The organism is Streptomyces carminius (assembly GCF_002794255.1).
In the GTDB taxonomy this organism is placed as follows: domain Bacteria; phylum Actinomycetota; class Actinomycetes; order Streptomycetales; family Streptomycetaceae; genus Streptomyces; species Streptomyces carminius.
Genome location: NZ_PGGW01000015.1, coordinates 32850 through 44747 on the forward strand (window position 1 = coordinate 32850; position 11898 = coordinate 44747).

11 protein-coding genes and 2 pseudogenes are annotated in these 11898 nt (G+C 72.6%); 6 read left to right on the forward strand and 7 right to left on the reverse strand.

Annotated features, from left to right (window positions below; translation table 11 throughout):
• Positions 1–56: 56 nt before the first annotated feature.
• Positions 57–596, reverse strand: coding sequence for a TetR/AcrR family transcriptional regulator (locus CUT44_RS05020; RefSeq protein WP_100200936.1), 540 nt, complete (start codon positions 594–596; stop codon positions 57–59).
• Positions 597–618: 22 nt separating this feature from the next.
• Positions 619–1455, reverse strand: a complete 837-nt coding sequence (locus CUT44_RS05025) for an alpha/beta fold hydrolase (protein ID WP_100200937.1) — start codon at positions 1453–1455, stop codon at positions 619–621.
• 1437 nt (positions 1456–2892) lie between these two features.
• On the opposite strand from CUT44_RS05025, the pseudogene CUT44_RS33820 reads away from it, so the two are divergent.
• The 3 genes and pseudogenes from CUT44_RS33820 to CUT44_RS05045 form a co-directional block, all read left to right on the forward strand.
• Positions 2893–3223 (forward strand): annotated as a pseudogene (locus CUT44_RS33820) (3-hydroxybenzoate 6-hydroxylase); the annotation flags it as partial.
• Entirely contained in the window at positions 3220–4413 is a 1194-nt protein-coding gene (locus CUT44_RS05040; protein ID WP_100200939.1) for a thiolase family protein, read from the forward strand. The pseudogene CUT44_RS33820 and the gene CUT44_RS05040, both read left to right, overlap by 4 nt.
• Positions 4414–4464: 51 nt before the next feature.
• Positions 4465–4827 (forward strand): annotated as a pseudogene (locus tag CUT44_RS05045) (CocE/NonD family hydrolase C-terminal non-catalytic domain-containing protein); the annotation flags it as partial.
• Between the two features lie 27 nt (positions 4828–4854).
• Here the strand turns inward: CUT44_RS05045 and CUT44_RS05050 are convergent.
• Complete coding sequence (locus CUT44_RS05050) at positions 4855–5895, reverse strand: NAD(P)-dependent alcohol dehydrogenase (protein ID WP_100200940.1); 1041 nt, start codon at positions 5893–5895, stop codon at positions 4855–4857.
• A gap of 94 nt (positions 5896–5989) precedes the next feature.
• Between CUT44_RS05050 and CUT44_RS05055 the strand changes: the two genes are divergently transcribed.
• The 3 genes from CUT44_RS05055 (at position 5990) to CUT44_RS05065 (ending at position 7361) form a co-directional block, all read left to right on the forward strand.
• Positions 5990–6598, forward strand: a complete 609-nt coding sequence (locus tag CUT44_RS05055) for a TetR/AcrR family transcriptional regulator (protein ID WP_100200941.1) — start codon at positions 5990–5992, stop codon at positions 6596–6598.
• A gap of 89 nt (positions 6599–6687) precedes the next feature.
• Entirely contained in the window at positions 6688–6966 is a 279-nt protein-coding gene (locus CUT44_RS05060) for a hypothetical protein (RefSeq protein ID WP_100200942.1), read from the forward strand.
• Positions 6963–7361, forward strand: coding sequence for a PIN domain-containing protein (locus tag CUT44_RS05065; RefSeq protein ID WP_100200943.1), 399 nt, complete (start codon positions 6963–6965; stop codon positions 7359–7361). The genes CUT44_RS05060 and CUT44_RS05065 overlap by 4 nt, the downstream gene beginning before the upstream one ends.
• Positions 7362–7430: 69 nt before the next feature.
• Here the strand turns inward: CUT44_RS05065 and CUT44_RS32665 are convergent, their stop codons facing one another.
• The 4 genes from CUT44_RS32665 to CUT44_RS05080 all read right to left on the reverse strand — a co-directional run.
• Entirely contained in the window at positions 7431–7616 is a 186-nt protein-coding gene (locus tag CUT44_RS32665; RefSeq protein WP_146252174.1) for a hypothetical protein, read from the reverse strand.
• 56 nt (positions 7617–7672) lie between these two features.
• The gene (gene mhpA, locus CUT44_RS05070; protein ID WP_100200944.1) at positions 7673–9262 is read right to left on the reverse strand and encodes a bifunctional 3-(3-hydroxy-phenyl)propionate/3-hydroxycinnamic acid hydroxylase MhpA; all 1590 of its coding nucleotides are present in this window, start codon (positions 9260–9262) and stop codon (positions 7673–7675) included.
• A 13-nt stretch (positions 9263–9275) separates the two neighbouring features.
• A complete protein-coding gene (locus tag CUT44_RS05075; protein ID WP_100200945.1) occupies positions 9276–10064 on the reverse strand; it encodes an arylamine N-acetyltransferase family protein in 789 nt (262 codons plus the stop codon).
• 19 nt (positions 10065–10083) lie between these two features.
• On the reverse strand, positions 10084–11898 hold a 1815-nt coding region (locus CUT44_RS05080; protein WP_146252175.1), incomplete at its 5' end, for an acyltransferase domain-containing protein.

Sequence of the window (11898 nt, forward strand, 5' to 3'; positions counted from 1 at the left end):
CGCACCCCCGGTCGGGGCGGCGGAGAGCTGCGGATCGCGTCCCCGGCCGGTGGACGTCATCCCTGCGCCGTGCGCAGGCCCCGGTCGGCGAAGGCGATCAGCCACTCGAAGCTCTCGTCGACGTCGGTGCCCCACTGGAAGCCGTCGGCCGCCTGCAGAGTGGCGAAGCCGTGGCAGAGGCTGCGGAGCGTGCGCAGGGCGTGGTCGGTGTCGGACTCCGCGAGGTGGTAGCCGCGCAGGACCGCCGTGAACGCGTCGAGCAGCCGCCGCCCCGCGGCGGCCAGTGGATCGTCCGGGCCGGACGGCTCCACGCCGATCGTCGCGGCGTACCGGCCGGGGTGCGCCAGGACGAAGGCGCGGAAGGCGCGCGCGGCGGCCGCCAGGGCGTCGCGGCCCGCGTACCCCTGGACCGCGCCGCCGACGGCGTCGGCGGCCTCGCCCAGCGCCAGGGCCGCGATGCGCCGGTTGAGGTCCTCCTGACCGCCCACGTGCTTGTACAGGGACGGGGTGCGCACGCCCAGCCGCTCGGCCAGCAGGCCCATCGTCAGATGGGCGAGACCCACCTCGTCGGCGAGGGCGGCACCGGCCGCGACCACGGCCGCCGGGGTCAGACCGGGCCTAGGCACGGGCGGCGTCCGACCGGAGGAAGGCGAGCACGAGCGGGACCACCCGCTCGGGGAACTGGTGATGCGGATAGTGCCCGGCGCCCTCGATCATCTCCAGGCGGCCGAGGCCGGGCGGCAGGGCGTCGACGATCGCCGAACCCTCGGCGTGCGGATCGGCCCAGTCGGGGTCCAGCGTGCCCATCAACACCAGGACCGGGCAGCGGACGTCGCCGAGCCGTGCGCCCGCGTCGGTGGGAGCGCTGCGGCCCATGCCCCGCAGGGCCGCCATCCGGCCCGGCTCGCGCAGCAGGGCGTCGACGCGGCCGAGCCGTTCGGCCCAGTCGGCCGGTTTCGCGCCGGGGTAGGCCACGTCGAGGTACGAGCGCCACAGCCGCACACTGCCGAACGCGCCCGCGCCGAGCAGCCGCAGCATGCCCTGCCGGAAGCGCCTGACCCGCAGGTCGCCGGGGCGGAGCGCCTGCCTGCGGGTGAACGGCGCCAACTCGACGACCGCGGTGACCAGCGAGGGCTCCCGCGCCGCGGCGATGGTGGCGGCGCCGCCGGAGAAGGAGTGGCCGACGAGCACGGCAGGGCCGCCCAGGTGGCGGATCACGGCGAGCAGGTCGCCGGCGACGGCGGTGCGGCTCCAGTCCGGCCAGCCGGTGCTGGACTCGCCGCAGCCGCGCAGATCGACCGCGGCGACCCGGTGGCCCGCCGCCACCAGCGGCGGGATCACGGCACGGTACGCGGCGCGGCTGTCGCCCATGCCGTGCGCGAGGACGACCAGCGGGCCGGACCCGGTCACCTCGTAGGCGATCGTGCCGCCGTCGACGGCAAGGTGTTCGGGCATGGCGTCCTCCGGGATTGGTTAATGGCGTTAGCTAAACGCTAATATCATTAGCCGAACCTGTCAACGGTGAGCCCCCAGGTGCGGCCGGGGAGGGCGCCGGGGACGCCGTCGCCGGCCCGGACCTCTCGGCGGGCGGGCGCGGTCCGCGCCGACGGGGCCGTCCGGTCCGGCCCGGGGTGGGACGCTCCCTCAGCCGGCCCGGTAGCGGCCGGAGAGTTCGGGGCGCTGGATGCCGAAGGCCGCGAGTTCCGCCCGGGAGGCGGCGTCGGCGAGGCCGGCCGGGAGGGGGCACCGGTGTCCGTCCGAACCGGGCGGCGCCGGTCTGGTCCGCCCAGTGCGCGGATGCGGGCGTGGGAGTGGTTGTGGACCGGTTGCCCGGCCGCCCTCCCCGCCGCCTCGAGTGGCTCCGCCGTCTTGTCCAGGTCCGGCTGGCCGGCGTCAACGCCGCTTCGACGGTCGGTGCTTGAACCACGTTCAAGAGCGTCAGTGGACCAGAGGTCTGATGATTGACCCTTCAACATTTTCGCTGTTAACGTCAAAACGGCCTCTCAGGAACGGAGTTCTTCCATGCGTGCACGGATGATCACTCTCGCGGCGGTGCCCGTAGCCTTCTTGGGTGTCATGGCCTCCGCGCCCAGCGCGTCGGCGGCGGTCCCCGGAAACTGTCCGGAAGACACAGTCTGCGTCTGGTCCAATTGGTGGTACGGCGATACCGATGTGCCTCCGTCGCTGGCGACCGAAAGTGAGTGGTCCGGCAGCGTTCCCGGGCGCCAGTTCTACAACAACACGGCCCGGGACATCACGATGACGTACGTCCTCGTCCAGGACGAGGGGCGGGGGCCTGTGCACACGGCATGTGTCAACAGGAAACAAGGCAGTTATTTCACTGTGCCTGTGTCCGTCACGAAAGTGACCTGGGAGGAGACCACCGGCCGCTGTTGACGAACGCCCCCGGCGGCGCCCTCGAACAGTCGCTTCTTGGGCCGCCGTGGTGTGTCACTTGGTCGGCCCCGGTCTTGCGTGGCGGTCCGTCGGCGGAGTCGGCGGACCGTTTCGCGTTCCGTTTCGGCCGGTGACGGCGGCGGCGTGGGCCCGAGTCCGGAGCCGGCCGAGGGCGCGGGTGAACACACCCTCCGACGCGTGGTGGCGGGAGCGGGTGTGAACCGTTTTCCGGGGCCTGTAGCGCTCTGGCAGCCGAGCGGACACCGGAATCGACGCAGAGATCCGTACACGATCTCCGGATCGGTGCGGAGGAACGCGTCGTAGCGGTTCCTGTCGGTGGCCGCGTCGTTCACGGCGGGCCTGATTTCGTGGCTGACCTCGGCGTTCTGAGTCGCGGTCACTCATCCTGCGCCTGTTGGAGGAAGTGCCGTGCAACCCGTCGACCTGAGTGCGGTGGCCTGGCGCAAGAGCGGTCACAGGTGACCCTCCCGGCCGGGCCGGCCGGACTGGGACGCGGCGCTGGCGGTGTACGAGGCGGTCCGTGTCGAGCACTGCCGCCGGGTGCTGACCACCGCCCGCACCTGGGGCGAGCTGTGGCACCTCGACGGGGACGAACGGCTGCGGCGCAACGCGGTCATGCGCGCGGGACACCTACGACTACTCCTTCACCGACTGGATCTACGGACCCACCGCGCTGACCCCGGACGAGGAACCTTCCATGTTCACCTCTGTTCCGCTGGACTCGGTGACAGCCGATGATCTGGCGGAGGAAGAGACCCGGGAGCCGCGGGAAGCGGCGACGACGGCAGGAGGCCGCACACCGTGAACGACGCCTACCTCTACACGGCCGCCCGCACACCGTTCGGCCGGTTCAACGGAGCCCTGGCCGGGGTGCGCCCCGACGACCTCGCCGCCACCGCGCTGACCGGCCTGCTGGCCAAGGCACCCGCCCTGGACCGTGCCGCGATCGGTGAGGTGGTGTGGGGCAACGCCAACGGCGCCGGCGAGGACAACCGCAACGTCGGCCGGATGGCGGTGCTGCTGGCCGGGCTGCCGGTGAGCGTGCCCGCCACCACCGTCAACCGGTTGTGCGGCTCCGGTCTGGACGCGGCGATCACCGCCTCGCGCGCCCTGGAGACCGGTGACGCCGACATCGCGGTCGCCGGGGGAGTGGAGTCCATGACCCGCGCGCCCTGGGTGCTGCCCAAGCCGGACCGAGCCTTCCCCGCCGGCGACACCGCGGCCGTCTCCACCACCCTGGGCTGGCGGCTGGTCAACCCGGCGATGCCGAAGGAGTGGACGGTCTCGCTGGGGGAGGGCAACGAGCAGCTCCGGGAGAGGTTCGGCATCTCCCGCGAACGGCAGGACGCGTTCGCGGCGCGCTCCCACCACCTGGCGGCCCGGGCCTGGGACGAGGGCTTCTACGAGGACCTGGTCCTCCCCGTCGAGGGGCTGGACCGGGACGAGGGCATCCGCCCCGACACCGGCCCGGAGAAGCTGGCGGTCCTCAAGCCGTCGTTCCGGCCGGACGGGACGATCACGGCCGGCAACGCCTCCCCGCTCAGCGACGGCGCGTCCGCCGTACTGCTGGGCACCGGCGCGGCGGCCGACCGGATCGGGCTGGCGCCCGTCGCCCGGATCGCCGGACGTGGAGCGCACGCCGTAGAGCCGCAGGCGTTCGGCTACGCACCGGTGGAGGCCGCCGGGAAGGCGCTGCGCCGCGCGGGCATCGGCTGGGACGACGTCGGCGCGGTCGAGCTGAACGAGGCGTTCGCGGTGCAGTCGCTGGCCTGTGTGGACGCCTGGGGCATCGACCCGGAGACCGTCAACGTCCGGGGCGGGGCCATCGCCCTCGGGCATCCGCTGGGCGCCTCGGGCGGCCGGCTGCTGGGCACCCTGGCGAAGGTCCTGCGCGAGCGGCGGGAGCGCTGGGGTGTGGCGGCCATCTGTATCGGTGTGGGGCAGGCCCTCGCCGTGGTCCTGGAGAACGTCACCGGCGAGGTGAGCGGCGGGTGAGCGCGACGACCATCGCCGCCACGGCCGACGTGGGACGAGGCGCCCGGCGGCAGGCGGCGGCTCATCACCAGCGGCTGCCTCAAGGCCTCCCACCGCGAGCTCGACGAGGGGCGCACCACTGAGGGCGACCCCTACCACCCGCACACCCGCGCGGTGCCGGTGGAGCCCGGGAGGACCGAGGAGTACGTGCTACAGCTCTACCCGTTCGCCGTCGTCTTCCGGCCCGGCCACCGTCTGGTGGCGGAGCTGTCCAACGACGAGCCGCTGGCCGACGCGCACGACGCGCTGCTGCCGCCGGACGCTTTCCACCTGCCGGTGGGCCGCCCCGTCACTCACAGGATCTACCGCGACGCCGCCCACCCCTCCCGCCTCGTCCTGCCGTTCACGGCGCGCGGGGCGGCGGGGAGGGAGTAGCCCGGGGCGGCCCGCCCGGCCGTCTCCTCAGTCCAGGTCGGACATGTCGAGCACGAAGCGGTAGCGGACGTCGTTGCGCCGGAGGCGGTCGAGCGCGGTGTCCACCTGTGACGACGGGAGCACCTCGACATCGGCGGCGATGCCGTGGTCGGCGCAGAACCGGAGCATCTCGGCCGTCGCGGGACGGCCTCCGCTGCCCGCGGAACTGAGCCTCTTGCGGCCGACGAGCAGGTCCATGGCCTCGACGGTGACCGGGCCCAGGTGTCCGAGGAGGCTGAGGGTGCCGTCCATCGCCACCATCCTCAGATACGGGGCGAGGTCGTGGGGTGCGGAGACGGTGTCGACGACGACGTCGAAGCTGTCGCGCGCCGCGGCCGTCCGCCGGGTGTCCGTGGAGTCGACGAAGTCGTGGGCGCCGAGCCGGTGGGCGTCGTCGCGCTTGTCCCGGGTGCGGCTGAAGACGGCCGTGGTGGCGCCGAGCGCCACGGCCATCCTGACCGCGAGGTGGCCCAGACCGCCGAGCCCGGCCACGGCGACGCGGCTGCCGGGGCCCACACCCAGGGAGCGCAGGGGCTCCCAGACGGTGACGCCGGCGCACATCAGCGGGGCGGCCGCGGCCGGGTCGAGGCCGGCGGGGAGCGGGTAGGCGAACGCCTCGCGCACGACGTACTCGCGGGAGTAGCCGCCCAGGGTGGTCGAGCCGTCCCGCCGGTCGGTGCCGCCGTAGGTCAGGGTCGGGAAGGAGTGGCAGAAGTTCTCCTGTCCTGCCTCGCACATGGCGCACGCGCCGCAGGAGTCGACGATGTTGCCCACCGCGACGCGGTCGCCGGCCGAGAAGGCGGTCACCTCGGGGCCGGTCCCGGTCACCACGCCGGTGAACTCGTGGCCGGGCACCAGGGGCGCGTCCGTGTGCGGGTCGTGGTCGTGCAGGGCGTGCAGGTCGGTGTGGCACACGCCGCAGTGGTCGACCCGCACCGCGATGTCGTCCGGGCGCAGGTCCCGGCGCTCCAGCGAGGTGCGCCGCAGCGCCGTCGGGCCGGTCGCCCGCCATCCGGTGGTCGTTCGCACAGCTGACTCCTCAAACAGACTGTTCGGTCTGTTGGAGAGTAAGCATGACGGCGCGACAAGGCAAACAAACCGTTCTGTTTGGTAGGCTGGGTGCATGCCGGAACAGCCCCAGACCTCACGAGGCGCCGCGACGTACCAGCGCATCCTGGACGCGGCCACCGAGGAGTTCTCCCGGCACGGCATCGCCGGGGCGCGCATCGAGCGCGTCGTGACGGCGGCGCGCACCAACAAGGCCCAGCTCTACGCCTACTTCGGCGACAAGGACCGGCTCTTCGACGCGATCTTCCTCAGCTCGCTGGAGCGCATCACCAACGTCGTGCCCATCGACGCCGACGATCTGGCGGACTGGGCCGTGCGTCTCTACGACGAGTACCTGCGCCGCCCCGACCTCATCCGGCTGGCGACCTGGACACGGCTGGAGCGCCGGCCCGCCGGGCACCTCGTCGAGACCCACCAGCACTACGACGACCGCAAGCTCACGGCCATCGCCGAGGCCCAGGCCGCCGGGCGGGTCCGCGCGGGCGACCCGTTCGACATCATGGCCGTGGTCATCGCCATGTCCATGGCCTGGTCGCCGGTCAGCAACGTGTACGCGGCCAGTGACCAGGAGCCCGAGGACGTGCACGACCGGCGCCGCGCCCTGCTCCGCGACTGCGTCCGCAGGGCCACGGCGCCCGACGGAGATGCCGCACCCCCCTCCTGACCGCCGCGAACGGCCCTGGCGACCGGCTCCTCGGAGCGTCGCCGGCAGCGGGCACCCAGATATGGCATTTTCTATGCCACAATCGGGTCATGGCTGACGACGTCGAGTTCCTCCCCGGAGAAGGTCCCAGCAACGGGATCTCCGTCACGCTGACCGCCGGCACCCTGCAGGCCATCCGTGAACGGGTCGGCAGGCGTGGTGTCTCCGCGTACCTGGAGCGGGCCGCTCAGCGCCAGATAGAGCGGGACAATCTGGATGAACTCATCGCCGACTTCGAGGAGATCCACGGCCCGGCGGACCCGGAAGCCGTGGCGGTGAAGAGGGCCCGGCTCACCGGCCGGACCTCCGATACCGGGGCCGCCGCGTGAGCGGTGCCCTCGTCCTGGACAGCGAGGGGCTCGCCAAGGCGGTGGACCGGGACCGGGAGGTCCACGAGTGGCTGACGGCGGCCCGTGACACGGATCTCCCGGTGGTCACCTCGACTGCGGTACTGGTCGAGGTCATCCACCCGAAGGTCAACGACGCCGCCCTGCGGTGGACCCTCTCCCGCCTCCGGGTGGAGCCCGTCACCCAGGCTCTCGCCCAGGCCGCCGCCGCTCTGCTGCGGAGCGCCGGGCTGCACGGCCACAAGTACGCCATCGACGCCATGCTGTGCGCGACCGCCCTGGCCCTGCCGGGCCGGGTGACGATCCTGACCTCGGATCCGGAGGACATCCGGATGCTCGCCGTCGAACAGGCCCGGGTGGCGGTCGAGAGGGTCTGAGGAGGGCTCCGGCCGTGCCGGTCGTGGCGGACACCGGCGGCGCGCCCCGTGCCGCCGTCGGTGTCGTCGTCAGAGCTCGATCTCGTCCAGCAGTTCCGCCGCCGCCCGTGCGCCCGGGGCGGCGGACCGGTTTCCGGGAGGCTCGACAGGGGGCTGCGGAGGCATCTTCTCTTCTCGCAGGGCCTCCTGGCACGGCGTCGCGGCGGTGTCCACTGGACCGCGCGCCCGGTCGAGCAGCACCGTCGGCAACTTCACGCCCAGACGGCGGCGGCCCCGCCGGGGGCCGCCGCCGGAGCCCGTGACGACGGCCCTCAACGCGCCGCCGTCGCCGTCAGCGGCAGCCGCTGCCGCAGGTCGTCGAAGAGGGCAGCGTAGTCCTCTTCCTCCGAGACCTGGCCGAAGACGTAGAAGTCGGGGCGGACCAGCACCGCGCGGGCGTCCGCTTCGGCCAGGTACGGCAGATACCTGCCGTCCACGTCGGCCACGACGTCCGCGCCGGTGGCTCCGGCGTCACCGGGTACGACCGTCACCAGGCGGACGTCCAGGCTCTTCAGGAACTCCGTGGTGCGGGCGTCGAGGAACGGGCGGGGGTCCTCCCTGGACAGCAGGACGAAGCCGGTCCCGACGAGTTCGTCGAACAGCCCCGTCTCGGTGCCGCGCCGCACCCGTGCCTGAGGGCTGAGCCCGCCCGTCAGCCGACCGCCGGCCGCCCCGCCGCCGCGGTACAGCAGTCCGTTGCGCAGGGGGTGCACCGGCGCCTGCGGAGCACCCGTGCCCACTCCGCGGTCCCGTGCGGCCAGCATCGCCACGTCCCGGTCGGCCGCGGCGGCCGGGTCGAGCTGGCAGATCACCTTGCCGAGGTCCACCGACATCCGGATCGCGTGCTGTACGTGCCGGGAGCGCTCGGCGACGTAGGTGTCGAGCACCGTGTCGTCGGCCTGGCCGCGGAGGACCAGGTCGAGCTTCCAGGCCAGGTTCGCGGCGTCCCGGATGCCGGAGCACATGCCCTGCCCGGCGAACGGAGGCATGACGTGGGCCGCGTCGCCCGCGATCAGCATCCGCCCGGAACGCCAGCGCTCCGCCCACCGGGACCTGAAGGTGTAGACGGCGTGCCGCAGCAGGGTCGCGTTCTCCGGTGTGAGGTCGAACATCCCCAGCAGCCGCCAGGCGCTCTCCGGGGTGTCGAGCTCCTCCACCGACTCGCCCTCGAGCCGCATGAACTCCCAGCGCCGGTGGCCCGGCCCGGCCGAGGCCGCGGTCCGGGGCCGGGCCGGGTCGCAGATCTGCAGGTTGTTCGGGTCGAAGGCGCGCTTCTCGTGCAGCACCACATCGCAGATCAGCCAGTCGCGTGAGAAGTCCAGATCGTGCATCGTGGTGCCGATCCGCTCACGGACGAAGCTGTTCGCCCCGTCGCAGCCGATGAGCCAGCGGGCCGAGAGCGCCCGCCGCTCGCCCGCTCGGTCGACGCAGACCAGCTCGACGTGGCTGCCGTGGTCGGTGGCCTCGACGGCCTCGTGTCCGCGCAGCACCCGCAGCGTCGGCAGCCGTGCGCCGCGCGCGGACAGCGCGTTCTCCAGGCCGGGCTGGTACATCGAGGCCGAGTCGGGCCAGTGGCACCAGCCTCTGACCGACCCCTGGATGTCGAGCAGGATCTTTCCGTCCGCGTTCTGCCAGGAGTACCGGCCCGAGGGCTCGGTCTCCGCGGCGATGTACTCGGTCAGCCCGAGCGAGGCCAGTACGCGGGCCGCCTCGCTGTCGAAGGCGACGGCCCGCGACAGGGTGTACGGCTCGGGCCAGCGGTCCACCACGGTGACCTGCCAGCCCTGCCGGGCCATCAGAACCGCCAGCGTCTGGCCGACCGGGCCGTCGCCGACGATCAGCACATCCGTGTCGACGCTCATGGTCGCATCACCCTCAGGCCTTCTGGAGGAGGATGTGGCGGATGGCGGCCTGGTACTCGTCCGTCTTCGCCAGCACCCGTGTCTCGTCCCGGCCGTCCTCCGCCTTGAGGTGGCGCCGCCCGACCAGCAGGAGCTGGCCGTTCTCGTAGGCGCGGCCGTAGATCAGGGTGCCGGCGGCGATCATCTCGCCTGCCCAGTGCCAGAACGGGTCGTCGTTCTCGCCGGCGGCGATGGCCTTCCACTCGGTCAGCTCCCGCTCCTGCAGCATGAAGCGGTAGACGGCCAGCCATTCGCCGCCCCGGGTGCGCCGTTCCAGCACCAGGTAGGGGGCGTTCTCGACGACCCGGTAGTCGAATCCGCACTGGCTCTGCACGTCCTGTGACACCCGCACCGGTTCGATGAACGAGGGACCGGCGAAGCCGACGTCGGCGAGCCAGAGCTCGTCGCCGATGCGCACCACGCTGAGCATGTGTTCCAGGTCGTGGCCGAACTCGCCGTTCGCGCCCCGCACTCCGGAGGAGATGATGTCGACGTCGTAGCCGAACTCGGTCAGCACCGCGCGGAACAGACCGCAGTGCTCGTGGCAGATGCCGCCGCGGCGCTCGACGACGAGCGCCTCGTAGAACACGTCCGCCCCGGCGTCGACGTCGTCCCATATCGCCAGTCCCTTGGGGGCGTTGCGGGAGTTGTCGAAAGGCACCGTCATCATGTGCTTCTTGTGCAGCTCGCGGAGGTTCTCCGCGGTCGGCTCCCTCGTGCCCGTGTAGCCGATGTGCTTCAGATACGTGTCAATGTCGAACATGTCTCGTTCCGCCTCCGGGTCAGTGGCTCTGGGGGGTGAAGAGGAGCTCGTCCAGGTGCTCCGCGAGCATCAGGGGGGTCGGGTAGTCGAACAGCAGCATCGGGGTCGTCTCCAGACCGCAGATCTCGTTGATCTTGTTGCGGACCTCGACCGCGGTCAGGGAACTGAAGCCGACGTCGAAGAAGCCGGTCTCCTCGTCGAACTCGTCGGTGCCGTCATGGCCCAGCGCCGCGGCGGCCAGCTCGATGACGAGGCCGACCAACTCCTTCCGGCGCTCTTCGGAGGGCCGCTCGGAGAGCCCGGCCACCAGAGTCCGCGCCGACTCCTCGGCGGTCTCCGGAACGGGCGGTTCTTGTGGGGCGAGGGTCTGCTCTTCCCGGGGCATGGGGGTCCTCTCCAGCCAGTAGCGCTTGCGTTCGAAGGGGTAGGTGGGCAGGGGGATGTGGACGGGGTGCCGCGGCACGGCGAGAGCGCTGCCGCGGACGTGCAGCCGGGCCAGCGCGGTGAGCAGCGAGAGGGACTCGTCGTCTCCGCGGCGTACGACCGGTACCGCCTCGGTGGGAGTGGTGAGGCCCTCGTGGACCATCGCGGTGAGAGTGTCGCCGGGGCCCACCTCGAGGAAGGTGCGGACCCTCTCGGACTCGAGGGTGCGGACGGTGGCGTGGAACCGGACGGCCGCGCGCACGTGCCGGACCCAGTACTCGGGCGTCACCAGGTCGCCCCCCTCGGCGAGCCGCCCGGTGACGTTGGAGACCACCGGGACGCGCGGCGCGGAGTAGGACAGTTCGCGGGCGACCCTGCCGAACTCCTCCTGCATGGGCTCCACGAGCGGGGAATGGAACGCGTGGCTGACCCGGAGCCGCTTCGTGCGGTGGCCGAGGGCGCGCAGCCGGCCGACGATCTCGAGCAGGGGCTCCTCCGAACCGGAGAGCACGACCGAGGCGGGGCCGTTGACCGCGGCGATGCTCACCTCGTGCTCGTGTCCGGCCAGCAGCTCGGCGACCTCCTCCTCACCGGTGCCGACCGCGGCCATGGCCCCGCCCGGGGGCAGCGCCTGCATGAGCCGGGCACGGGCGCAGACCAGAGTGGCCGCGTCCCCCAGGGAGAGCACCCCGGCCACGTGCGCCGCGACGATCTCGCCGACGGAGTGCCCGGCGACGATGTCCGGTCGGATCCCCCAGGAGGCGAGCAGCCGTACGGTGGCCACCTCGAACGCGAACAGGGCCGGCTGGGTGAACTCCGTCCGGTCCAGCAGCTGCGCCTCCTCGGAGGCGGGGTCCGCGAAGACGGCCGTGCGCACGGGGCGCGCCAGCCGGGCGTCCAGTTCCTCGCACACCGAGTCGAAGGCCTCGGCGAACGCCGGGTGGCGCGCGTGGAGTTCCCGGCCCATGCCGAGGCGCTGGCTGCCCTGACCGGAGAAGAGGAACGCGAGGGGACCCGTGGCGGCCTTGCCGGTCACCACGCGGGGAGACGGCCTTCCCTCCGCGAGGCGCCGGGCGGCGTCGAGCAGCTTGTTGCGGTCGGTGCCGACGAGGGCCGCCCGGTGCTCCAGACTGGCCCGGGTCGTCGCCAGCGCGCGGCCGAGAGTGTCGGCGTCCAGCTCCGGATGCGCTTCGACGTGCGCCACCAGTTGCCGTGCCCGGGCGGTCAGGGCGGTGGGGGTGCGGGCGGAGAGGAGCCAGGGGATGTGGGTGTCGGGGTGGGGTTCGGGTGTTTCTTCTTTTTCGTGGGGGGTGGGGTGGGGCGGGGGTTGTTCGATGATGGCGTGGGCGTTGGTGCCGCTGACGCCGAAGGCTGAGATGCCGATGCGGCGGGGGTGGCCGGTGTGGGGCCA